Origin of the sequence: Ampullimonas aquatilis, from assembly GCF_049675895.1 — a bacterium.
In the GTDB taxonomy this organism is placed as follows: Bacteria; Pseudomonadota; Gammaproteobacteria; order Burkholderiales; family Burkholderiaceae_D; genus Ampullimonas; species Ampullimonas aquatilis.
Genome location: NZ_CP183834.1, coordinates 2,943,309 through 2,966,554, shown reverse-complemented (window position 1 = coordinate 2,966,554; position 23,246 = coordinate 2,943,309). Strand labels below are relative to the sequence as shown.

At 49.0% G+C, this 23,246-nt stretch carries 19 protein-coding genes; 6 read left to right on the top strand and 13 right to left on the bottom strand.

Annotated elements, in window-relative coordinates; genetic code table 11:
• Positions 1 to 201: 201 nt before the first annotated feature.
• The 10 genes from ACMYR3_RS13825 to recA all read right to left on the bottom strand — a co-directional run bounded on the left by ACMYR3_RS13825 (position 202) and on the right by recA (position 12,952).
• Complete coding sequence (locus tag ACMYR3_RS13825; protein ID WP_424192520.1) at positions 202 to 984, bottom strand: MBL fold metallo-hydrolase; 783 nt, start codon at positions 982 to 984, stop codon at positions 202 to 204.
• Positions 981 to 3,413 carry a CHASE2 domain-containing protein gene (locus tag ACMYR3_RS13820; RefSeq protein ID WP_424192519.1) on the bottom strand — a complete coding sequence of 811 codons (2,433 nt, stop codon included), beginning with the start codon at positions 3,411 to 3,413 and terminating at the stop codon, positions 981 to 983. Before ACMYR3_RS13820 ends, ACMYR3_RS13825 begins: the two co-directional genes overlap by 4 nt.
• A gap of 5 nt (positions 3,414 to 3,418) precedes the next feature.
• Entirely contained in the window at positions 3,419 to 4,216 is a 798-nt protein-coding gene (locus ACMYR3_RS13815; protein WP_424192518.1) for an FHA domain-containing protein, read from the bottom strand.
• A 245-nt stretch (positions 4,217 to 4,461) separates the two neighbouring features.
• Positions 4,462 to 5,334, bottom strand: coding sequence for a Stp1/IreP family PP2C-type Ser/Thr phosphatase (locus ACMYR3_RS13810; RefSeq protein WP_424192517.1), 873 nt, complete (start codon positions 5,332 to 5,334; stop codon positions 4,462 to 4,464).
• Positions 5,335 to 5,336: 2 nt separating this feature from the next.
• On the bottom strand, positions 5,337 to 7,898 hold the full coding sequence (locus tag ACMYR3_RS13805) for a protein kinase domain-containing protein (protein WP_424192516.1): 2,562 nt from the start codon (positions 7,896 to 7,898) through the stop codon (positions 5,337 to 5,339).
• Positions 7,899 to 8,051: 153 nt separating this feature from the next.
• Positions 8,052 to 8,744: a TerC family protein gene (locus ACMYR3_RS13800; RefSeq protein WP_424192515.1), complete on the bottom strand. Its 693-nt coding sequence runs from the start codon at positions 8,742 to 8,744 to the stop codon at positions 8,052 to 8,054.
• Positions 8,745 to 8,923: 179 nt separating this feature from the next.
• On the bottom strand, positions 8,924 to 9,817 hold the full coding sequence (sucD, locus tag ACMYR3_RS13795; RefSeq protein WP_424192514.1) for a succinate--CoA ligase subunit alpha: 894 nt from the start codon (positions 9,815 to 9,817) through the stop codon (positions 8,924 to 8,926).
• 60 nt (positions 9,818 to 9,877) lie between these two features.
• Complete coding sequence (gene sucC / locus ACMYR3_RS13790; RefSeq protein ID WP_424192513.1) at positions 9,878 to 11,041, bottom strand: ADP-forming succinate--CoA ligase subunit beta; 1,164 nt, start codon at positions 11,039 to 11,041, stop codon at positions 9,878 to 9,880.
• A 354-nt stretch (positions 11,042 to 11,395) separates the two neighbouring features.
• A complete protein-coding gene (gene recX, locus ACMYR3_RS13785) occupies positions 11,396 to 11,848 on the bottom strand; it encodes a recombination regulator RecX (protein ID WP_424192512.1) in 453 nt (150 codons plus the stop codon).
• 33 nt (positions 11,849 to 11,881) lie between these two features.
• Positions 11,882 to 12,952, bottom strand: coding sequence for a recombinase RecA (gene recA, locus ACMYR3_RS13780; RefSeq protein WP_424192511.1), 1,071 nt, complete (start codon positions 12,950 to 12,952; stop codon positions 11,882 to 11,884).
• A gap of 148 nt (positions 12,953 to 13,100) precedes the next feature.
• Between recA and ACMYR3_RS13775 the strand changes: the two genes are divergently transcribed.
• The 3 genes from ACMYR3_RS13775 (at position 13,101) to ACMYR3_RS13765 (ending at position 17,287) form a co-directional block, all read left to right on the top strand.
• Positions 13,101 to 13,805, top strand: coding sequence for a response regulator (locus ACMYR3_RS13775; RefSeq protein ID WP_424192510.1), 705 nt, complete (start codon positions 13,101 to 13,103; stop codon positions 13,803 to 13,805).
• Between the two features lie 32 nt (positions 13,806 to 13,837).
• Positions 13,838 to 15,412 (top strand): sensor histidine kinase N-terminal domain-containing protein, encoded by a 1,575-nt coding sequence (locus tag ACMYR3_RS13770; protein WP_424192509.1) that lies wholly within the window; start codon positions 13,838 to 13,840, stop codon positions 15,410 to 15,412.
• A 207-nt stretch (positions 15,413 to 15,619) separates the two neighbouring features.
• Positions 15,620 to 17,287: an MFS transporter gene (locus tag ACMYR3_RS13765; RefSeq protein ID WP_424192508.1), complete on the top strand. Its 1,668-nt coding sequence runs from the start codon at positions 15,620 to 15,622 to the stop codon at positions 17,285 to 17,287.
• A gap of 116 nt (positions 17,288 to 17,403) precedes the next feature.
• Here ACMYR3_RS13765 and ACMYR3_RS13760 read toward each other — a convergent pair whose 3' ends face one another.
• Positions 17,404 to 18,231, bottom strand: coding sequence for a SirB1 family protein (locus tag ACMYR3_RS13760; protein ID WP_424192507.1), 828 nt, complete (start codon positions 18,229 to 18,231; stop codon positions 17,404 to 17,406).
• A gap of 78 nt (positions 18,232 to 18,309) precedes the next feature.
• On the bottom strand, positions 18,310 to 19,860 hold the full coding sequence (gene murJ, locus ACMYR3_RS13755) for a murein biosynthesis integral membrane protein MurJ (RefSeq protein ID WP_424192506.1): 1,551 nt from the start codon (positions 19,858 to 19,860) through the stop codon (positions 18,310 to 18,312).
• Positions 19,861 to 20,049: 189 nt separating this feature from the next.
• On the opposite strand from murJ, the gene rpsT reads away from it, so the two are divergent.
• Positions 20,050 to 20,316, top strand: coding sequence for a 30S ribosomal protein S20 (rpsT, locus tag ACMYR3_RS13750; protein ID WP_424192505.1), 267 nt, complete (start codon positions 20,050 to 20,052; stop codon positions 20,314 to 20,316).
• A 132-nt stretch (positions 20,317 to 20,448) separates the two neighbouring features.
• On the opposite strand, the gene ACMYR3_RS13745 is transcribed toward rpsT, so the two are convergent.
• Positions 20,449 to 20,766 (bottom strand): DUF3579 domain-containing protein, encoded by a 318-nt coding sequence (locus tag ACMYR3_RS13745; protein ID WP_424192504.1) that lies wholly within the window; start codon positions 20,764 to 20,766, stop codon positions 20,449 to 20,451.
• Positions 20,767 to 21,079: 313 nt separating this feature from the next.
• Between ACMYR3_RS13745 and ACMYR3_RS13740 the strand changes: the two genes are divergently transcribed.
• Positions 21,080 to 22,276 carry an aspartate aminotransferase family protein gene (locus tag ACMYR3_RS13740; protein ID WP_424192503.1) on the top strand — a complete coding sequence of 399 codons (1,197 nt, stop codon included), beginning with the start codon at positions 21,080 to 21,082 and terminating at the stop codon, positions 22,274 to 22,276.
• 36 nt (positions 22,277 to 22,312) lie between these two features.
• Positions 22,313 to 23,227 carry an ornithine carbamoyltransferase gene (argF, locus tag ACMYR3_RS13735; RefSeq protein ID WP_424192502.1) on the top strand — a complete coding sequence of 305 codons (915 nt, stop codon included), beginning with the start codon at positions 22,313 to 22,315 and terminating at the stop codon, positions 23,225 to 23,227.
• Positions 23,228 to 23,246: the final 19 nt, after the last annotated feature.

Sequence of the window (23,246 nt, the reverse complement as noted above, 5' to 3'; positions counted from 1 at the left end):
ATTGAGCCGCTTTTTGACCAAACCAGCTTGGTACGGAATTAAAGAATGAATCCAGATAGGTCGACAGAAGTGGGATAAGCGCTGACAAAATTTAGTCATCGAGTGACAAATATTGTCAGTCATAACTGAAAAGTGGACAAAAAAAAAGCCATCGAATCATTCGATGGCTTAGGGTGATCGTGTGTAGCAGTATTGTTCCGTTCAGATTTCGAACGTTAGCCCGGTTTCAAGTGGCTTGATGAGCAGATCTTTGCGACTCGACTGTGCCATCATGGCATGGATTTCTTCCATGATGATTTCGGCTTCATTGGGCTTGAGATGGGTAATGAAAATTTCAACTTCTCTTTTGAGAGAATCCAGCTCATTGGCTAATAAGCTCGGACATAAGTGTTTACTCTTTTCGGCCAGATCACGTTCACGGTTTGAAAAGGCTGTTTCAATAATGAGGTAACGTAAATCTTGGATGTCGTTGATCCAGGGCCAGAAGGCGGGATTAGTCGTGGTATCGCCGGTAAACGCAAGCGTTGCTTGGGATCCTTTGACAATATAACCAACTGCGGGAACCACATGATTGGCTGGCACTGTGGTGAAGGTTCGGCCATTCAGGGTAAAACGATCACCAACAGCGATCGGAATAAATTGTACACAGGGCGAGGCCGGATCTGGAATGGTGGTGAAGTCAGGCCAGATTGACCAATTGAAAATGTGATCTTTCAGAACATTGATGGTTTGTGGCAAGGCATAGATGCGAATTGGCCGATTGCGTAAACCCAATGTCGAATCAAGAATAAAGGGCAATGATGCAATATGATCGAGATGCGAGTGGGTAAGAAAAATGTGATCAATCTGACACAGTGCTTCCAGTGGTAAATCGGCTGCTGCAGTGCCGGCATCGATCAGGATATCCATATCGACCAGTAAACAAGTGGTGCGCGTACTTGCGCCACCGATCCCGCCGCTACAGCCTAGTACTTTAATTTTCATTTTGCGTCGAAGTAGGTAATACCATTCCAGGATACAGGCGGAGTATGGTTGAATTTCTGTAAGCGGGTTTCAAAAAGGCGATAAAGCCGAGATTCAGGATTACGTTTCAGCAATCGTGTCAGTTCTTGCATGGCTTCTGACCAATGACCATTTCGATAGTGCTCCAATTGTCGATGCCAGATATCGAGTTCTTCCTGGATGTAGTTGTTAACATCTTTCTCGTAGCTGATGGGCTCAAACAGGCGAACTGCAATCTCTTTTCCATGGACACAGACTGTATCAATTTCTCTAAATACAATGCCAGGAACTTTTTGGCGGGTTTGTTCGCCCACTAGAATAGATACGCCATAGTATTTGGAAAGACTTTCGAGTCGTGATGCCAGGTTGACGGCATCACCCACTACGGTATAGGCGCGCCGGATCTTTGATCCCATGTCGCCCACGCTCATAACGCCACTGTTGATACCGATCCCGATCGAAATTTTAGGCAGACCAATTTCACTCATGCGGCGGTTGAATTTTTTAAGCAGCGAGCGCATCGCCAGGGCATTGCGTACGGCATGTTCAGCATGTTGTTCATCGGTAATGGGTGCGCCCCAGAAAGCCATGATGCCATCGCCGACATATTTGTCCAAGGTGCCGCGATGCCGTTGAATCACCATCGTCATTTCGGTCAGGTAGCTATTAATGAATTCGCGTAGGTCTTGTGGGTCGAGTGATTCGGAAATGCTGGTGAAGTTACGTACATCGGCAAACATGACCGTCAATTCTTTGCTACTACCCTGCATGGAGTATGAACGCGGGTCTCTGGCCATCTCTTCAACCAGCTCGGGTGGTACATAGGAACCAAATAGTCGAGCCAACTCACGTTTGGTACGACTTTCGATCAGATAGCCATAGACGATATTGAAAAACAGTAATAAGAACAGCAACACCAAAATAGATGCAAGCGGTAGCGCCATATTGGCGGCTTCATAGAGCCATAAATTAAGGCTGATGGCGCTGGTGACAGCGAGAAAGGTCAACAGTATCGCAGCTACTGCCGACAGGGTTGGCAAGGCAATCGCCAATGGCAAGCCCAGTAGCAAGATGACACCGACTTCATAGCCGATTGAAAAATCAGGTTTGCTCTTGATTTTTCTTTCGAGCATGCCAGATAAGAGACTGGCATGAATTTCCACTCCGGGATATACCTCAGCCACCGGTGTATTTCGTAGGTCCATCAAACCCTGTGCAGTGGTGCCAACCAAAACAATTTTGCCTTTTAATGTTTCGGGGGGAACTCGCTTAGAAAGCACATCGGCGGCAGAGTAGTATGAAAAAGAGCCACCTTGTCGCCCAGGTTTGCCACGATAAGGAATCAATACTTCGGCATGGTTATCAACTGGGATTTGCAGCGTTTGATCTTTGACAGCCAGACGAAATGATTCTATCCCTCGATAAGGTTTACCGGTCCCAATCCATTGGGTGATGGCATCAAGTGATAAAGGTATTGATACCAGATTGGGTTGAAGCGGTGGAGAACCCAGTCCTGCTCTTAGCATCGCCAGGGCAAATGACTCTTGATAACTGGCGGGTTGCCCTTTTTCTGGTCGGTAGGCGGCAATCAGCGGTACTTGTCTGACTTTACCATCGGGATCCACAATAGGGTTGAAAAATCCAGCACCTAAAGAGGCATCGCCTAATTCCTGCAAATTGGCACGATAAGCATCCCATTCAGCAATATGAATGGCGGTATCTTCAAAGATTTGGGAAGGAAGTACCGAGTTGGGCAATCGACCACTACTGTAGATGGTGGACTTGGTTGCTTCTTGGGTAATCGGATCAATTACCGAAGGCAGCAAAATATCGGATTGATAAGTATTGGTCAGATAAAAGCTCAGTACCACCGGGTATTTCTTTAATGCTTCACGAAACTGGGCATCATAGTCAAGTTGTGGCTTGAGACCATTGAGCTTTTCTCTGAAGCCTGGCACATTGACAAACTCTTTTTGTGCCAGCAATTCAAGTGTTGCCAACCCTGAGCTGGTATCTGGTTCACCAAATACCATATCAAAACCGAGTAGTGCAATTTTTTGCTGCTCGAACAGCGTTTCAATCAGATTGGCCAGTTTATTGCGGGACCATGGCCAGCGGCCGTATTCAGAGAGACTTTTTTCGTCGATGTCTAAAATGACGATGTGTGGATCGCGTGATTGCGGCATAAGTGCCACAAGACGGGAGTCATAAATCCATTGCTCCAGCTTTTGAACAACGATCCAGGGCCCATAGCCAGTTGCATGCAAAAGCAGGGAAATGACCAGCGTGATGCCAATCAGATAGCGCGGCCAGTGCCGGTTGAGCAACTGTGTGGCCATTTGGCCGCGCAACCGCTCCCTGCCAGGAGAGCAGCGTAGTTCGCCCCAAAGCTGGCGGATGCGGTTAATCAAACGGATTAAACCTTGTAGGAAAATTCCATCTGCGTGCCAGACAATTCGATGATGTCGTGATCATTCAGTTTGACAGGGTCGGCGCCGATTGGCTGATTGTTGACCACAGGTGTATTGATGCCTTCAACATGCGTGATATAAAAACCTTGCGGTCTTTTGGTAATGACCGCTACCTGTACACCAGGTCGCCCAATGGTGGTCAACGCTTTGTTGAACTCTAATTCCTTGCCAAAGTTTTTGCCATTTAATACCCGAATAATCGCGCGTGGACCATTACTGATTGGCGCGCCAGATACGGTGTTACCAAAAATGGACGGTGCAACAGTCTGGGTATTGGTATTACTGTATGCCAGATGACTGCCAGACCTGAGCATATTGCTACCGGGTTCAATTTTTTGGGTTGCCTGATAGCTGTCATTATTGCCAAGAATCGGCGGCGTTACCTTGAAGCGACCCGAGTTGGTCAATGCTGCGCTGGCGCGGCTGGCACTATCAAAAATACCGGTTTGGGTTCTGGATTCGGCAATATATTTGATTTTATATTTACCAACTTCAATCAGATCATTGTTTTGCAGAAAATGCTTTTTGATCGGTTGCCCATTGACCAAGGTGCCATTGGTACTGTTCATGTCCTCTAAAAAAGCATCGTTCATGATCGTGACGATGGCCGCATGTTCGCCACTGACCACGAGATTATCGATAACCAGATCATTATGAGCGCGTCGACCGATTGTGGTGCGCTCTTTGGTGATGGGTGTTTCCTTGAGGACAATCCCGTCAAGTGAAAGAATCAACTTTCCCATTAATTTACCTAAACTCTTTATATGGTTGGAAAAACAAGGTGTTACGACAGTTTATTGACGGTGATTTCACGTCGATATCACCTGTCCGAGCCTTGTCTCATTGACTTGTGTTTGTTTATAGCCCACTCGGATTATAAACAGCCCCAAAATCGACTGGTTCCCTTAATTGTGGAACTCTAAAATGTAAAAGTTGTTACAGATTGTCGCAGCCTTTTATAAAAAGTGCCAGAGGCGATACCTCGATATTACTTCAGTCGACTCAGCATACGCGCAAAAATGCTACGAGCATCCAGGTTAGGTGTCGTTCTGACCAGTGATGGTGGCGTTTCAATCACGCGGACCAAAATGATGGAAGTATTGTCGTCACCACCAGCGTGTAGTGCTGCCTGCAATAATCGATTGACCATGGTTTGCACCGATGGCGCCGATTCCGAAGGGGGCGGAATCACGCCCGGCTGTTGACCATCCAGCAGCAATTGCGCAATGTTCTCGTCATTGATCATGTCAGTGAGGCCATCAGAGCAAAACAAAAATAAATCACCATTGCGTACGGTATGGTCATGAATTTCAGGCAACACATTGGCCTCGACCCCGAGTGCGCGAGTCACTAAATTTCGGTGCGGCGATTGACGCGCCTGATCTTCGCTCAACAGGCCAATATCAATCTGTTCTTGTAGGAGTGAGTGATCATGAGTCAATTGGGTCAGCCGAAAATCGCGCAGACGGTAGGCACGGCTGTCGCCGATATGGGCGATGGTGATGTAGCCATGCTGAAAGGTACCGACCACCAGTGTGGTGCCCATCCCTGCGTATTTGGTTTCAGATTGGGCTGCCTTGAAAATGGAGAGATTGACTGATTCAATGCCTTTGGTCAGGATTTCATGTAATGAATCACTCGAACTTTGAAAATCATGTTTGTCCAGTTCGGGGGGCAGGGCCTCTAATAGACCTTCAACCGCCATGGAACTGGCAATTTCCCCAGCGTTGTAGCCGCCCATGCCATCTGCCAGCACAAATAGCCCGCTGGCTTCATGATGGCCGATCATGTCCTCATTGCCGCGTCTTACCAGACCGATATCGGTCACGCTGGCAATTTCGAGTTTAAGTTTGTGGGGCATGTTCAGATTGTGTAATCAGGTAAACGATTCATGACTTCACGCAAGGCGAATGCCATTTCCTCACCGTCTTGAAAACGGCGTGAGGGTAATTTGTCCAGACCCTTTTCGATGATGGCAACCAATTCTTCCGGAATGCCTTCAACCGACTTACGAATGTCAGCGGGTGTTTCATTGGCAATTTTAAACATCAGTTGCGTCATGGATTCGGCAATGAACGGCAGTTTACCGGTACAGAGCTGATACAGGCTGACTGTGAGAGAAAACAGATCAGAACGGCCATCGATGCGTTTTCCCGCTAATTGCTCGGGTGACATGTACGACGGTGTGCCTAATACCAGCCCGGTTTTGGTGCGGGTCGAGTCCGTAATGCGGGCGACGCCAAAGTCAGTGACTTTGACGGTATCAGTTGCTGCTTCATACATAATATTGGCCGGTTTGATGTCACGATGCACCACATGTTTGGTATGTGCATAATGTAAGGCCTCAGCCACTCTTGAGCAAATATCTACCACCGTCTTGAGTGGTAACAGTTTGTCAGCGCGGGTGTGAATGGAGAGGCTTTCACCTTGCAGAAATTCCATTGCAATATAGGCCAGGTCTTCTTCTTCGCCTGCATCAAAGATTGTCACAATATAGGGATGGTGCAGTCGACCGACAGTTTCAGCCTCACGGAAAAAGCGTTGTTTGACTTCTTCCAATTCTTCGCCATCAAATTCATTGCCTAAAGCCAGCGTTTTAATGGCCACCCGACGATTCAGTTTGGGATCTTGACCAAGATAAACCACTCCCATGGCGCCTTTGCCAATTTCTTTATCAATTTGATAGCGTCCCAGCATGGGCTTTTGCATGCCAGAATGATTATTAAGCAGTACCTGGGTCTTGGCCAGTGAGTTAACTGATGAAAACACCATGCTTTCTGATAGCTGGCGGGTTCGATCCAGTTTTTCCTTGGCATCCCGAAAGTTGGGGTCGTGATCGGTTAAATAGGCGTAGACGGAATAGGCTTTGTTGAACAATCGCTTGCGCTCAAAATCGCTGGCCAGATTGTAGAGATTTTCCATCAATCGGGGCTCCATCGGGCAAAGCCGAAATTTGTCAAAGGCAATGTCGAGCTGTCCTTGGCTTTGAAATGCCAAACCCAGCAAGCGATTGGATTCGGCAGATTCGGCATCGGACTGTTGCTTGCCTTTTTCGGTCACCAGATAGCGATGGGTAGTGAGCAGCAAATGGCCAACCAGCAAAATGACAACCGGCAGCATCATCGGTAACCAAAGGCCTTGCTGGCTGATCAGAAAGTGATGGGTCACCAACAAGCCCAATGTGAAGACAAAGGTGATAGTGGCTGCGCGAGCGGCTGTGAGTTGCGGCAAGGCCAATGCCAAGTAGGCCAGGGCGGCAACAGCAAGTCCCCATTCAAGCATGATGCCCCATCCTGGTGCGACTAAATTATCGCCTTGCACGAGTGTGGAAATCGAGTGCGCCAGCGACAGTACAGGGGGCATATCCGATGAAATTGGCGTGATCTGGCTGGTCCCGACGCCGGAGGCGGTCGCACCAATCAAGACAGTTTTGCCGGCAAACTTGGATTGGGGAATGGCATCATTGTAAACATCAAAAAATGAATCGACAGAGAACGCTGGTCGACGTGTCCGATCCTGATAAAACCGGGTCAGCATGGACATGGCGCTATCAGTTTGAATCACCTGTTTACCCATGGTGATGCGGTTACCCCAGTCAAGCTTGAGATCACTCAATTTGATATCCATGATTTTCATGGCTGATACCATGGCTAGCGAAGGGTAAAAACGATTTTGATATTCGATGAGGAGTGGCTCCGAGCGCAAGGTGCCGTCTTTATCGGGCAGCGCATTAAGATGACCAATACCCGCAGCAGCCTGGGCCAATGAGCTCAACGGCCACTGTACCGCCGTAGCCTGAAGCACCCAGGTTTTGCCTTTATTGTCATTGAATGAAGCCTGGCGAGCAAAGTCGGGCAGGTCGGTGGTGGTCTGGTTGGGGTAGGCACGCAGATCAAAGACGTTGGGCAAAATGACATTGCCTGCATTGCTGATGCTGGTCACCAGACGACTATCTGCATCGAGTGTTTGTTTGGCTTCTCGAATGATTTCAGCCATTTTTCCTTGTGCCAGTGCAGGATCATTTTGTTCAGCCTGTTGTTGCAACAGGGCGAGTTGTTCGATGTAGTGCAGACCCTGGTCGGCTTGTGGCTCAAAAAAGAAGACCGTTTCAACAATCTGTTTGGCACCGGCTTTGTTGAGCTTGTCGATCAGTTTGGCGTGGACGTCGCGGCTCCACGGCCAGCGACCAATATTGCTGATGCTGCGATCGTCAACGGCAATGACAGCCAGGTCGGAATAAGGTGTTTTGCCAGAGAAGCTGACGGCCAGGTCGTAAGCTTTGCGTTCCAGGCTTTGAATCAGGTCGGTGGTGAAATACACCAGCAAAACCAGCACCATTGCAATAACGGCAAGGAACCGATCGGAGCGATACCAGGTTGAGCTGCCATGAGGTGGGGTTGCGGTGGAGCTAGCGATCTTTTTCACCTTTATTGCGCATGAAGGATTGGCTGTCATCAGCAGCCACTAAGGCTGTCATGCTCAGCAATATCGGCCAATTATATCGTTACAATTCAAGCTGATGCGGGCAAAGTCGACTGAATTGCTCATGGTTTGCCCCAATTTGTTAAAGCGACCGCGTCACGGCGACAACTTTTTTTTGTGACTGGCCAACCAGGTACCCACCACCACAACCAAAATGGCACCGCCAATGCTGACTGTGTAGTCCAGCGAATGGTCAAATTGATGGGCCAAGGCTGGATCTGTCACAATCATTTCTCCCGCTACAAAGCCCAGCAAGGCGGCGCCAGCAGTGATGATGGCAGGAAAACGATCCATGATTTTCAACAGAATACTACTGCCTACGATGATCAGCGGGATTGACAGGCCCAAGCCAATAATCAGCAGCGCATATTGATAGGCTTCGGGTGCGCTGTCGGCTGCACCGGCAACGGCAATGACATTGTCCAGGCTCATGACCAGATCGGCGATCAGAATGGTACGGATTGCCGCAAATACGCTGTCATGCGCATGCAAATCACTATCATTGTCTGCGGGTTGCAGTAACTGAATGCCAATCCAGAGCAGTAACAGTGCGCCGACCACCTTCAGGTAAGGCAGTTGCAACAGTTGTACTGCAAACAAAGTGAGTACTACGCGCAAAACGATAGCGGCCGCACTACCAAAAACGATGGCGTGGCGTTGTTGTTTTGGGGGCAGATTGCGGGCGGCCAAAGCGATGACGACCGCATTGTCGCCAGAGAGCAAAATATTGACCCAAATGATTTTCAACAGGGCAATCCAGAAACCGGGTTCAGTAAACAGGGCTAGCATTTTTACAGCCTAAAGTGGGAGTATGATTAATTTTATACCGCTTAAGTGCTTATTTATTGGTCTATAAATAATACACTGGGTAAGTATATTTTAGGTGTTGAAAAAGCTTTGAGTCAAAATGATAACGGCATCATGGCGAACCATGATGCCGTTATCAAGTGGCTAAACGCCAATGCTGATTACAGCAGGCCTTTGAGCAGCTTGGCCATTTCAGATGGATTGCGTGTGACTGTGAAGCCACATTCTTCCATGATGGCCAATTTGGCATCGGCTGTATCAGCACCACCGGAAATCAGCGCACCAGCATGACCCATGCGTTTGCCGGGAGGTGCAGTCACACCAGCGATAAAGCCAACGATCGGCTTTTTCATATTGGCTTTACACCACATGGCGGCTTCGGCTTCGTCTGGACCGCCAATTTCGCCAATCATGATGACGGCATCCGTGTCAGGATCATCGTTGAACATTTGCATGACATCAATGTGCTTCAAGCCATTGATCGGATCACCGCCAATACCAACGGCGCTGGATTGACCCAAACCGATTTCGGTCAACTGGGCAACCGCTTCATAGGTCAATGTGCCAGAACGTGAAACCACGCCGATCCGACCTTTGCGGTGAATGTGACCGGGCATGATGCCAATCTTGATTTCTTCAGGTGTAATCAGACCAGGGCAGTTAGGACCAAGCAGCAAGGTTTTCTTGCCGCCAGCGGCTTCTTTGGCTTTCATTTTGTTGCGTACTTCGAGCATGTCACGAACAGGAATGCCTTCGGTAATGCAAATGGTCAAGTCGAGATCGGCTTCGACAGCCTCCCAAATGGCGGCAGCAGCGCCAGCTGGTGGTACGTAAATCACGGAAACGGTAGCGCCGGTTTGTGCTTTGGCATCTTTGACGCTGGCGTAAATAGGAATGCCTTCGAAATCCTCGCCAGCTTTTTTAGGATTCACACCTGCGACAAAAGCAGCTTTGCCGTTGGCGTAGTCACGGCAGCCACGGGTGTGAAATTGGCCAGTTTTACCAGTAATACCCTGGGTAATGACTTTGGTATCTTTGTTAATCAGAATCGACATGTTAAATCCTCAATGTGTTGAGCTGGCACCGCGCTGATAGGCAAGCAGCGCCAATCAGAATCATTTGGCAGCAGCGGCAACCACTTTTTCGGCAGCTTCAGCCATCGTATTGGCAGCGATGATGGGCAAACCAGACTCAGCCAGCATTTTCTTGCCGAGTTCTTCGTTGGTGCCTTTCATGCGCACTACCAGTGGCACGGACAGATTGACTGCTTTGCAGGCAGTGATGACGCCCTCAGCAATCGTGTCACAGCGCATGATGCCGCCAAAGATATTGACCAGAATCGCCTGTACGCTCTTGTTTTTGAGCATAATCTTGAAGGCTTCAGTCACTTTTTCGGCAGTAGCGCCACCACCCACATCGAGGAAGTTGGCAGGTTCGCCGCCAAACAGTTTGATGGTATCCATGGTCGCCATGGCCAGACCAGCGCCATTGACCAGACAGCCAATATTGCCGTCCAGGCTGATATAGGCCAGGTCAAATTTTGAGGCTTCGACTTCGGCAGGATCCTCTTCGTCCAGATCGCGATAGGCCACGATTTCTGGATGACGGAACAGCGCGTTCGGGTCGAAGTTGAATTTGGCGTCCAGAGCCTTGATGTTGCCATTGCCTTCCAGGATCAGCGGATTGATCTCGGCCAGGGAAGCATCTGTTTCCATATAGCAGCGATACAGATTTTTGAGGACATCACGGGCTTGTGCCAGTGAGGCTTCGGGCACGCCGATACCGCGCATCAAGGATTCGGCTTGTGCGTCGGTCAGGCCGGTCAGTGGGTCAGCAAATTCTTTGAGGATTTTTTCTGGGGTTGAATGGGCCACTTCTTCAATGTCCATGCCACCTTCACTGGAAGCCATCACGGCGACTTTTTGAGTGGCGCGGTCAGTCAGAACGGCAACATAGTATTCTTTTTTGATGTCTGCGCCGTCTTCAATCAAGAGACGATTCACTTTTTGGCCTTCTGGTCCAGTCTGATGCGTGATCAGCTGCATACCCAGAATGTTCGTGGAATATTCCTTGACCTGTTCCAGGCTTTTGGCCACTTTGACGCCGCCGCCTTTACCACGGCCACCAGCATGAATCTGGGCTTTGACAACCCATACCGGGCCACCCAGTTCGGTGGCAGCTTTGACGGCCTCGTCCACAGTCAGAGCCGGAATGCCACGCGGTACTGGCACATTGAATTTGCGCAGGATTTCCTTACCCTGATACTCGTGAATTTTCATGCACTACTCCCTCGAAAAAGACGTTACATAATGGTGGGATAAAACCTCGGTGTCTGTGTCTCCAACAATCAGCCAGGTAAATGCCTTAACGTGCTCAGTCGGTAATGCCGTGCCTAATTATTTTTAGTAGACAGACAGCGCTAGTTGGGAATATATCCACAAGATGCAAAACAGAATTCTTAGGGCTGGGACAGGTCTATGTGCCTGAGGGTTTTTCTTATGAGAGCGATGGTTTTCCGGTGCTTCTAATGGAATAACTTCCCACTTAACTAGAAAATTTTAGCATATGACTAGTACTTACCCTAGAAATTTTGCAGTGCACTATGATGATGGCGTCACTGAAGTCGTAACAGCTCAACTTTCCTCATGTGCAATCCGGTATTTTAAGACTTGCGAGATGATGTCATGGCTGAATCCACGATTTTGCAGAAAGCGGATTTGCTTGGCACGCTCTTGCGCGGAGCTGGCCGACTCACCAAAGCGTTTTTGCCAGACGGCTTGGGCTCTTGCCATTTCGGATCCTTGTAAAGCCTGTTGTGCCTGACCAAGCAAGTCCGGTCCAATGGCATGTTGCTTCAGTTCGGCGAGGATACGGCTGGTGCCCAGTTTGTTGGCGCGTCGATGAATGAAACTTTCAGCAAAGCGTTGACTATTCAGCCAACCCCTTGTTTCCAGTTCGTCAAGCAAGGCATCAAGCGTATCAGGTTCTTCGGTATGCCTTGCCAATTTGCGCCGTAGCTCAAGCCGACTATGTTCACGCTGCGATAAATAACGCAGTGCACGAGCTTTAAGGCTGGGTACTACCATGGCGTAGCAGGATTGTCAGCGCAGCACGGATGCTTATTCTGCTTCCTTGAGTTCTTCCGGGCTGGGTGCGAAGGTGTTCATTTCAGCAACGCCCATGGCAACCCGTACTTTGTTTTCAATCTCACGCGACAGCTCCGGGTTGGCACGCAAAAATTCGCGAGCATTGTCTTTACCCTGGCCAATTTTTTCACCATTGTAGGCATACCAGGCGCCTGATTTATCCACGACTTTAGCGATTACACCCAGATCAATGACTTCGCCTTCGCGTGAAATGCCTTCGCCGTACAGGATGTCGAAGTCGGCTTGTTTAAAGGGAGGAGAAACTTTATTTTTAACCACTTTGACTTTGGTTTCATTACCAACGACTTCGTCACCGCGCTTGATACTGCCTACCCGGCGAATATCCAAACGTACCGAAGCGTAAAACTTGAGTGCATTGCCGCCTGTCGTTGTTTCAGGTGAGCCAAACATCACGCCAATTTTCATGCGGATCTGGTTAATGAAAATCACCATGCAGTTGGTGCGATTGATGGAACCCGTCAATTTACGCAGTGCCTGACTCATCAGCCGTGCTTGCAGACCGGGGAGGGAGTCGCCCATATCGCCTTCAATTTCGGCTTTTGGTGTGAGCGCGGCGACCGAGTCGATCACGATCAGGTCAATTGAACCGGAGCGCACCAATGCGTCGGTGATTTCCAAGGCTTGCTCGCCTGTATCTGGTTGAGAAATCAGCAGGTCTTGCAGATTGACACCCAGTTTTTGGGCGTATTGCGCGTCCAGTGCATGTTCGGCGTCAATAAAGGCACAGGTACCGCCAAGCTTTTGCATTTCGGCAATGACTTGCAGCGTCAGGGTAGTTTTGCCAGATGATTCTGGACCATAAATTTCCACAACCCGACCGCGTGGCAAGCCGCCAACACCCAATGCAATGTCCAGTCCGAGCGAACCGGTAGAAACCACCTGGATATCTTGAGCGACTTCATTTTCGCCCATGCGCATGACTGAGCCTTTACCAAACTGCTTTTCAATTTGCGCTAATGCGGCGGCTAAAGCCTTGTTTTTCTCGGAACTCATGTTGCTATGTGGGCGGGAGATGTCGTTCATGTGAGATTATCCAGTGATGAGAGAAAATAGTGAAAAAGCGGTATGTCGCTCAATGGATGTAACTGTATAAAAAAACAGTATGTTTTGCAAGCTTCTTTTTTAGAAATTGCACGATACACTATCGGTGTAGAGGAGTTGGGGGGACTAAATGAGAATTTTGCTTGCCGAAGATGACCATATACTGGCCGATGGTTTAACCCGTTCACTCAGGCATGCCGGTTATGCGGTGGATCATGTTAAAACAGGTTCGGATGCGGATCTGGCTTTGTCGGCACATCAGTTTGATCTGTTGATCTTGGATCTGGGCTTGCCGAAGATGTCCGGACTGGAGGTATTGCGGCGCATGAGAACCCGTGGGTCGATGGTGCCAGTGTTGATTTTGACTGCGGCCGATAGTGTGGAGGAGCGCGTCAAGGGTCTTGATCTGGGTGCTGATGACTATATGGCCAAGCCATTTGCCTTGTCGGAGCTGGAAGCGCGGGTACGCGCGCTCACACGTCGTGGTGTGGGTGGTGGTGGTTCGGTGGTCAAACATGGGCCGCTGACTTTTGATCAGGTGGGCCGAATTGCTTATCTGCATGAGCAGATGCTGGATCTGTCTGCGCGTGAACTGGGTTTGCTCGAAGTGTTGCTGCAAAGAACCGGCCGGCTGGTTTCCAAGGAGCAGTTGGTAGACCATTTGTGTGAGTGGGGCGAAGAGGTCAGCAATAACGCGATTGAGGTCTACGTTCATCGTTTACGCAAGAAAATCGAAACTGACGGTGTACGCATTGCGACAGTGCGTGGTTTGGGTTACTGCCTTGAAAAAATTCAACCTCCTGCGGCAACTGGACCGAGTGAAGCCACATCCTGAGTCATCCTGTCCTCTGCAGGTAAAAGGCTGATATGGCCGGACCATCTTCGCCATTGGCGGCTGTCACAGATACAGTCAGCGAGACTGTTCGTAATATGACTGGCAGCGTCGCCAACGACGTTGTCGAGCCAACGCAGCGTTCTTTATTCGGTGAAATTTTGGACTGGATGCTCGCGCCACTGTTATTGTTATGGCCGATGAGTATTGCGGTGACCTACATCATTGCCAAATCGATTGCCAATGCCCGCTTTGATCATGCACTTAATGACAGTGTGACCGTGCTGGCGCAGCAAGTGCGCGAGATCAATGGTCATGTGGTTTTGCAGTTACCGATCCCGGCGCGGGAGATTTTGCGGGCGGATGATACCGACAGCATTTATTACCTGGTACAAGGCTACAAGGGTGAGTTGGTGGGCGGCGATCAGGAAATGCCTGCGCCACCGGAAGAAGACAAGCCGGTCGCAGGATTGGTGCAGTTTCGCAATGAAACGCTGCGTGGTAACGATATTCGGATTGCCTATACCTGGGTTGATCTTAAAAAAATCAAGGGTGCCGCACCCATTAGTCCCAACAATAAACCCGTCCTGGTACAAGTGGGTGAAACACTTGAGAAGCGGGGCCAATTGGCTAATGAAATTATCAAGGGCGTGATCCTGCCACAGTTTGTGATCTTGCCCATTGCAGTGGTGCTGGTATGGTTTGGTCTGTCACGTGGCATCAAGCCCTTGAATGAATTGCAATACCGGATTCGTGCGCGTAAACCGGATGACCTGAGTCCCATTGATTTGCGCGAGGCACCCGAAGAAGTGGCACCACTGGTCGACTCCTTCAATGATCTGCTGCAACGGCTGGAGCAGAACGTGACCACGCAAAAACGGTTTATCGCCGATGCGGCGCACCAGATGAAAACGCCCTTGGCAGGTTTGCGGATGCAGGCCGAATTGGCATTGCGGGAACGTGACATTGGTGAGATTCATCGTAATCTGACGCAACTCTCCAATGGCACCCAGCGCGCCACGCATTTGATTAATCAACTATTGGCCCTCGCCAAGGCAGAAAATCAGGCTGGGTCGATTCAGCAGATGGCACCACTGGATTTGGCTGAAGTAGCGCGTGATGCCATGATGGATGCCGTGCCCTTTGCGATTGATCATCAAATTGACTTGGGATTTGAAGACGCGCCGATGCCGCAGATCATCATGGGTAACGCCATCCTATTGCGCGAGATGATCAAAAACCTGCTGGACAATGCGTTGCGCTACACGCCCATGGGTGGCAAGGTTACATTGAGGTTGCTGGATGAAGTGGGTGATGACACGAGCACCGATGTGATTCATTATTGTCTTTTACAGGTTGAAGATTCGGGTCCAGGCATTCCGGAAGCGGAACGTGAACTCGTGTTCGATCGCTTTTACCGAGTACTGGGTAATAGCGCCGATGGCAGCGGTCTTGGTTTGGCGATTGTCAAAGAAATTACCTCACAACATGACGCGACGATCAGCGTTATCCCTAATCCAAGAATCAATGATCCCAAGCTGCCCGGCACTTTATTTACGGTCAGATTCAAACTAATTCGCACCACTATAAATTTTGATGACATGCTTTAATTTGCATACTAGGTAGTTGTATATGCAAATATGACTACTCTTGGGTGCGTATTTAAAGGTTAAATTTAAATACTCCTTTTGCTTAAGGGTAATTCCGAGGGGGTGGAGTAAGCGCAAAGTAAGTTCTACGTCAGAGCACAGTAAGTTTGCACTCCCAGAATCGCCCCATTCCTATATTCATAGGAACTATTACAAGAGGAGACAACTATGGCCTACGTCATGCCAAACAAGGTATCGACTGCAATGACCGCCGAAGAAAAAAAGGTGATCTTTGCATCGTCGCTCGGTACAGTTTTTGAGTGGTACGATTTCTATCTATACGGTTCACTGGCTGCCATTATCAGTAAGCAGTTCTTTGCTGGTGTGGATCCAAATACTGCTTTCATTTTTGCTTTGCTGGCTTTTGCTGCTGGCTTTATCGTCCGTCCTTTCGGTGCTTTGGTGTTTGGTCGTCTGGGCGACATGATCGGTCGTAAATACACCTTTCTGGTGACTATCTTGATCATGGGTGCTTCCACCTTCATTGTGGGTTGCTTGCCCAACTATGCGTCCATCGGTGTGGCTGCGCCAGTGATTCTGGTTGGCCTGCGCGTCTTGCAAGGTCTGGCTCTGGGTGGTGAATATGGTGGTGCCGCAACTTATGTGGCCGAACATGCACCGCACGGTAAACGTGGTGCTTACACAGCATGGATTCAGACCACCGCTACATTGGGTCTGTTCCTGTCACTGATGGTGATTTTGGGTGCCCGTACTGCGGTTGGTGAAGAAGCTTTTGCTGACTGGGGCTGGCGCATTCCGTTTGTCGTGTCGATCCTGCTCCTGGCTGTCTCGGTTTATATTCGTCTGTCGATGAATGAGTCTCCTGCGTTCAAAAAAATGAAGGCTGAAGGTAAAACATCCAAGGCACCACTGACTGAATCTTTTGGTCAATGGAAAAACCTCAAGATCGTCATTCTGGCTTTGGTTGGCTTGACTGCCGGCCAAGCGGTTGTTTGGTATACCGGTCAGTTCTATGCACTCTTCTTCCTGACACAAACACTGAAAGTCGATGGTGCTACTGCTAACATTCTGATTGCTTTGTCACTGTTGGTGGGTACGCCATTCTTCATCGTGTTTGGCACATTGTCAGACAAGATTGGTCGTAAGCCCATTATCATGGCTGGCTGCCTGATTGCTGCCTTGACTTACTTCCCAATCTTCAAGGCCTTGACACACTATGGCAACCCAGCTCTGGAAGCTGCACAAGCTAAAGCGCCAGTCGTTGTTGTAGCGGATCCTGGCGAATGCTCATTCCAGTTCAACCCGACTGGTACCAAAAAATTCACTTCATCCTGCGATATTGCCAAGGCTAAACTGGCTGCTGCTTCAGTGAACTATTCCAATGAAGTTGCTGCCCCAGGCACACCAGCCATTATCAAGATTGGTGACACAAGCATTGAAAGCTATACTGCAACTGGCTTGGCAGCAGCTGATGCCAAAGCCAAGGCAGATGAGTTTGGTAAAACTTTTGGCGAGGCTATCAAAGCCGCTGGTTATCCTGCCAAAGCTGATCCAACTCAAATCAACAAACCAATGGTTCTGTTGCTACTGACGATCTTGGTACTCTATGTGACCATGGTTTATGGTCCGATCGCTGCCATGCTGGTTGAGATGTTCCCAACTCGCATCCGCTATACTTCCATGTCGCTGCCGTACCATATTGGTAACGGTTGGTTTGGTGGTCTCTTGCCAACCACAGCGTTTGCTCTGGTTGCCTTGAAAGGGGATGTGTATTACGGTTTGTGGTATCCAATCATCATTGCATTAATGACTTTTGTGATCGGAACACTGTTTATCCGTGAAACGAAAGATCGCGATATCTATGCTGATGATTAATCCCTAAACAGATGCTTTCTGTTAACCGGCCACTTGATAAGGGTGGCCGGTTTTTTTATTGTTATCTGAATTTTGAATTTTTAGAATAGGTAGTCTTAAGAATAGACCAATCTGATTCAGCTCAATTTTTTGCGAGATTGTTTTAACGCGGGTAATTGCTCGCGTAAGGTCTTCGCATCGATTGCTGTTGGGCGTGCAGCCAAATAAACTTCAAGATCTTCTACCGCAGGCTTGAAGAAGTCCAGATTGGCATAGGCGAGCCCACGGTCACGTTTTTCTTCTACTGAGTCTGGCAACAAAATCACCAGACGTTGCTGAATGGCCAGCAATCTTTCCCAGCGCCGGCTTTGCAGATAGATGTTTTTTAGATTGCGCAACATTCGCACCAGGATGTCTCGTGATCCGGCTGCACTCAGGTATTGCTGCAGAGGAATGGTGACGTGACTATCCTCCAAATAAGGAATCAGCTTGTCTTCCAGCGCTTCTTTAGACAGTGAGACGCCATTGAAAGGGTCAAGAAAAATTTCTCCCGAATTGACCTTCAGTTTGACCAGAAAATGGCCAGGAAATGATACTCCGCGCAGCGATAGACCAATCTGTTGACCAATGTCCATGTAGATGATCGCAAGAGAAATCGGAATGCCTCGACGGGTTTCCAGAACGCGATTCAGATAGCTGTTATCTGGCTCATGATAGTGATTGATGTTGCCGGCAAAGCCGAGTTCGTCAAAATAAAATTGATTGAGGATGCGCAATCGGTTAACGGCAGGCGCGTCAGCTGGAATGCGTTTTTTTAATTTGCAGGCAAAAGCGTCAATGACATCCAGCTGTTCTTGCAGATCAAGATCTGGATAGGCATCTTGGGCCAGAGAAAGTGCGGCTTCCGTGAGGGGAATGGTGTTGTCATCGGAGACCAGCATCGCAAAGTAATCGATTGGATTCATGAGTTCAACCTTTCTTTGGAGTACAAGGATTCAATTCGCATGATCCGTGCCTAACGATATTGAATGATGAACCGAGTTTCAATTCACCTTACGACGAAAAAAAGATAATTTCAAACCCATCACCATCAAACTCAAAAAATAAATCCCTAGTCCGCCAATGCCGCATGCAAAAAGTAACAAGAGGCGCATCATGGGCGTGCTTTGCAGGGCAATCCAGTCAAATTGGCTAGAACAGATTGACAGCGTGGCGGCCAGCATCAGATTGCCGCCAAGCAACTGCCAGAAAAACAAATGCCAGCCAGCGGAAGGGCGATAGATGCCGCGGGTATAAAGGCCGCGAAACAGCAGGCCGGCATTCAATAATGCCGCAATACTGATCGACAAGGCCAGGCCGGCATGTGCAAAGATTGGGACAAAAAGTAAATTGAGAAGTTGTGTTGTCAGCAGTACGCAAAGCGCAATCTTGACGGGGGTTTTGATATTTTGTCGGGCATAAAAGCCGGGTGCCAGAATCTTGATGAGAATGAGCCCAAGCAAGCCCACGGCATAGGCGGTTAGCGCCAAATGCGTCTGTTCAACATCATTGGCCGAGAACTTTCCGTAATGAAATAGAGCTGTGGTCATGGGTATGCCAAATGTGGCTAGTCCAACTGCAGCTGGTAATGCGAGCAGAAAACTGAGGCGTAATCCCCAGTCCAATAAGCGCGCATATTCTTGGGGTTGCTGATCTGCATGAGCCTTGGTCAGGCTGGGTAAGAGGATGGTACCAAGTGCCACACCCAACATACCGGTCGGAAATTCCATTAAACGATCACCAAAGGTGAGCCATGAGACACTACCGGATTGCAGTCGTGAAGCAATATTGGTGTTGATAATCAAGGACAGTTGTGCAGCGGAAACCGCCAAGACAGCGGGTCCCATTTGTTTGACGATTCTCGATACGCCCGGTGCGGCCAAGGCTGCCAAAACGTTCCAGTGAATTCGCGGCAACATGCCAATATGAGCGAGTGCCGGTATTTGGATGGCAAGTTGAATCATGCCGCCCACCATGACTGCAAAAGCCAAACCATAGATCGGTGTGCTCATGTATGGCGCCACAAAAATGGCACCGAAGATGAATGAGAGATTGAGTAATACCGGGGTGATGGCTGGAATCGCAAATTGGCGCCAGGTATTTAAAATGCCGGAAGCCAGGGCTACCAGTGAAATAAAACCTATGTACGGAAACATCACCCGCGTCATGAATACCGCAGCATCAAAGGCCTGAGGATCTTTACGAAATCCCGTTGCGATAACGGTTACGACAATGCCTGACGATAGTACGCCCAGCAACGACACACCAAACAGAATCCAGACCATTACGGTGGCTACTGAGTCAACCAGTTCCTTGGTTGCGGCTTCGCCTTGGCGGCCGCGGTATTCACCTAAAATGGGCACGAAAGCTTGAGAAAATGCGCCTTCTGCGAACAGTCTTCGCAATAAGTTGGGGATGCGAAATGCGACGTTAAACGCGTCAGTCATCGCGCTGGCGCCAAAAGTGCGGGCGATGAGTGTTTCTCGGATTAACCCGGTAATACGAGACAGTAAGGTAAGGGAAGAAACAGTAAAGAGGGCTTTGAGTAAATTCATACAAGAATTATATGTGCTGGATTCGAGCAAAGTCCCAGTTCTAAGGCGGCGTTTGCATTATTTCATGCCGATATCGTATGGCTTGCTATTTGCCTATTTAGGATATAGAATGATGGGCTTCGAATAATTTTTAGCATTTGACGGGATTGCTCTGACAGACAGGCGATACGTCACCTCCAAGGAAAATCCATGGCCAATACAGTACAAGCCAGAAAACGTGCCCGCCAAGCGGTAAAACAAAATTTGCACAATTCTAGCCTCCATTCTTCATTGCGTACCGCCATCAAAGCGGTGCGCAAAGCAATTGCTGCTGGTGACAAAGCCGTAGCTAACGAAGTTTTCCAAAAATCGGTCAGTATCATTGATCGTATTGCTGATAAAAAAATCGTGCACAAAAATAAGGTGTCACGCGACAAGAGTCGTTTGTCAGCAGCCATCAAGGCACTGTCAGCCTAATTGAGTGTTTTTTCCGGATTGATCCGGGAAGTGCTAGAGCGGTATATCTGTAAAGATGTGCCGCTTTTTGTCGTCTGAGGATGCGTTTTTAAAGCGTGCACTTTTTTGAGGCGTGCTGGACGGTCTGTTATTTCAGTTTTTCGGTGGCGCGTCAGGTAAAGAGCAAATTTCACTGACTTGCAGGCCGTTATCTTTGGCGAAACTGAGTACGAAGCTTAGCGCCATGGGTTCAATATCGCGTAATTTCTCATCGACAATCACCCCCTTTACGCCGCCAACCAAGGTGGGGCGCACGAGTGGCGAGTAACTCAGGTGGTGATGTGGGTCGGCATCTTCTGGTCGAAATTGTGACATCACACCGCAAAGCCGCTCGGCCCAATCGCTGGGGCGAAAGGTTTTGCCATCGGCGGTGATCCCCTGAATAAGAAATTCTTTTCTGGTGGTTGTCATAAAAAAGACGTCCCTGAGTTTATTGGAGTTGGTTCCCCAGGTGCTGCCGGTTCAGTCATGTGACTGCACTTGCACAAATCGGGCAGTGTCCGATTGTAAAACTGTCTTGGCTATTCATAAAGTAAAATAATTTTTTGCAATGTGGTTTGTGCGTTGCAAGATTTTTTTGGGTGTTTCACCGACTGGTCAAAATTGTGAAATCGTTCGCATTAATGGTCTTAATCCCTTAAAATCCAAGGTGATAGTGATGATGGCGGCTGATGGACGGCCGCCATATTGTTTTTATATGCACTTTTTCTGTGCCGGAGTATGAATGTCTGCCGCTCAATTGCCTTTTGAACCACATCTGATGACGACTTACATCAGGCAACTCGTCGCCTTTACGCATGGTGAAGGCGCTTGGTTATGGGATTCGGCGGGGCGACGCTATCTGGATGCCTTGTCCGGTATTGCGGTTAACACTTTGGGGCACAATCATCCAGGGCTAGTGGCAGCTTTGACGGATCAAATCGGCAAGTTGATTCATACCTCCAACTTGTACAGCATGCCAATGCAAGAGCAACTCGCGGCAAAATTGGCGGCCTTGTCGGGCATGGAGCGCGCCTTCTTTTGCAATTCTGGTCTGGAAGCCAATGAAGCGGCTATTAAGCTCGCGCGTCTTTATGGCCACAATAAAGGTATTGCCTTGCCCGAAATTGTGGTTTACGAAAAAGCCTTTCACGGACGCTCATTGGCTACTTTATCTGCAACGGGTAACGTCAAAGTTCAAAAAGGTTTTGAGCCTTTGGTGCCGGGTTTTGTGCGCGTACCGTTTAATGATGCTACTGCAATTGAGCGAGTAGCGAAAACCAATCCCAATGTTGTTGCGGTATTTGTCGAGGCGATTCAGGGTGAGGGTGGCATCAACACGCTACGCACTGATTATTTGCGTGAAGTTCGCAAACTGTGTGATGAACATGGTTGGTTGCTGATGATTGATGAAGTGCAGTGCGGTATGGGACGCACTGGTAAATGGTTTGCCCATCAATGGGCTGGCATTTTGCCCGATGTCATGCCATTGGCCAAAGGCCTGGGTTCGGGCGTGCCGATTGGTGCCATTCTGGCGCGTGGTGTTGCGGCTGAAACCTTCAAGCCCGGTAATCATGGCGGCACATTTGGCGGTAATCAACTGGCTATGCGCGCCGCGCTTGAGACCATTGCTGTGATTGAGCAAGATGGTCTGTTGCAGCATGCAGCGGATCTGGGTGAACACTTTTTCTCGCGTTTCAAGGCAGAGTTGGCTGATGTACCGGGCGTGCTGGAAATTCGTGGTAAAGGCTTGATGATTGGTATTGAGCTGATCAAGCCCTGTGCCGAAATTGTGGCCTTGGCGCGTGAACAGGGGGTTTTGCTCAATGTCACTGCCGATAGTGTGATTCGGCTGTTGCCACCGTTGATCTTCACCCAGACACAAGCTGATTTGCTGATTGACACGCTGGTTCCGATTATTCGACAATTTCTCGGTCAATGAGGAAGGTCAGGCTGCAATCCTGTCTCCGATTTCAATATGACGCTCAAACATTATCTGCAATTCAAGGATCTCAACCTTGATGAATATCGCTATCTGATTGAACGCACGCTACTCATCAAGCGGCGCTTCAAGCAATACGAGACTTATCATCCGCTGCATGATCGCACACTGGCGATGATTTTTGAAAAGCACTCAACCCGTACTCGACTCTCGTTTGAAGCGGGGATGCATCAACTGGGTGGTTCGGCGATTTATCTCAATACCCGTGATACGCAATTGGGGCGTGGCGAGCCGGTAGAAGATGCAGCGCAAGTGATTTCGCGGATGTGCGACATCATCATGATTCGCACTTTTGGTCAGGACATTATTGAGCGTTTTGCCGCGCACTCCAGGGTGCCAGTCATCAATGGCCTGACCAATGAATATCATCCTTGCCAAGTATTTGCCGATATCTTCACGCTGATTGAGCATCGTGGTGATATCACCGGTAAAACAATCGCCTGGATCGGTGATGCCAATAATATGCTCTACACCTGGTTGCAGGCAGGTGCCATTTTTGGGTTCAAGGTGCATGTCTCCACACCGCGTGGTTATCAGGTTGATCATGCGCTGATTTCGGCTCAAGAAAAGGCTGTCATGACCGAATTTGACAAGCCTCTGGATGCCTGTGCAGGTGTTGATCTTATTACGACCGATGTCTGGACCAGCATGGGCTACGAGGCTGAAAACGATGCTCGTCTCAAGGCTTTTGCGGATTGGATGGTATCGGCAGAAATGATGGCAGCGGCCAAACCGGACGCCTTGTTCATGCATTGCCTGCCAGCGCATCGTGGTGAAGAAGTAGCGGCTGAAGTGATGGATGGGCCACAGTCCGTGGTTTGGGATGAAGCGGAAAACCGCTTGCATGTCCAAAAAGCGCTGATGGAATATCTATTGTTGGGCAAACTTTAATTCTTGTTTTGATTGATTG

What these genes read in the sequence shown, in the direction of transcription:
- ACMYR3_RS13825 (WP_424192520.1), bottom strand. Translation starts at nt 984, where the DNA reads ATGAAAATTAAAGTACTAGGCTGTAGCGGCGGGATCGGTGGCGCAAGT.
- ACMYR3_RS13815 (WP_424192518.1), bottom strand. Translation starts at nt 4,216, where the DNA reads ATGGGAAAGTTGATTCTTTCACTTGACGGGATTGTCCTCAAGGAAACA.
- ACMYR3_RS13810 (WP_424192517.1), bottom strand. Translation starts at nt 5,334, where the DNA reads ATGCCCCACAAACTTAAACTCGAAATTGCCAGCGTGACCGATATCGGT.
- ACMYR3_RS13800 (WP_424192515.1), bottom strand. Translation starts at nt 8,744, where the DNA reads ATGCTAGCCCTGTTTACTGAACCCGGTTTCTGGATTGCCCTGTTGAAA.
- sucD (WP_424192514.1), bottom strand. Translation starts at nt 9,817, where the DNA reads ATGTCGATTCTGATTAACAAAGATACCAAAGTCATTACCCAGGGTATT.
- sucC (WP_424192513.1), bottom strand. Translation starts at nt 11,041, where the DNA reads ATGAAAATTCACGAGTATCAGGGTAAGGAAATCCTGCGCAAATTCAAT.
- recX (WP_424192512.1), bottom strand. Translation starts at nt 11,848, where the DNA reads ATGGTAGTACCCAGCCTTAAAGCTCGTGCACTGCGTTATTTATCGCAG.
- recA (WP_424192511.1), bottom strand. Translation starts at nt 12,952, where the DNA reads ATGAACGACATCTCCCGCCCACATAGCAACATGAGTTCCGAGAAAAAC.
- ACMYR3_RS13775 (WP_424192510.1), top strand. Translation starts at nt 13,101, where the DNA reads ATGAGAATTTTGCTTGCCGAAGATGACCATATACTGGCCGATGGTTTA.
- ACMYR3_RS13770 (WP_424192509.1), top strand. Translation starts at nt 13,838, where the DNA reads ATGGCCGGACCATCTTCGCCATTGGCGGCTGTCACAGATACAGTCAGC.
- ACMYR3_RS13765 (WP_424192508.1), top strand. Translation starts at nt 15,620, where the DNA reads ATGGCCTACGTCATGCCAAACAAGGTATCGACTGCAATGACCGCCGAA.
- ACMYR3_RS13760 (WP_424192507.1), bottom strand. Translation starts at nt 18,231, where the DNA reads ATGAATCCAATCGATTACTTTGCGATGCTGGTCTCCGATGACAACACC.
- murJ (WP_424192506.1), bottom strand. Translation starts at nt 19,860, where the DNA reads ATGAATTTACTCAAAGCCCTCTTTACTGTTTCTTCCCTTACCTTACTG.
- rpsT (WP_424192505.1), top strand. Translation starts at nt 20,050, where the DNA reads ATGGCCAATACAGTACAAGCCAGAAAACGTGCCCGCCAAGCGGTAAAA.
- ACMYR3_RS13745 (WP_424192504.1), bottom strand. Translation starts at nt 20,766, where the DNA reads ATGACAACCACCAGAAAAGAATTTCTTATTCAGGGGATCACCGCCGAT.
- ACMYR3_RS13740 (WP_424192503.1), top strand. Translation starts at nt 21,080, where the DNA reads ATGTCTGCCGCTCAATTGCCTTTTGAACCACATCTGATGACGACTTAC.
- argF (WP_424192502.1), top strand. Translation starts at nt 22,313, where the DNA reads ATGACGCTCAAACATTATCTGCAATTCAAGGATCTCAACCTTGATGAA.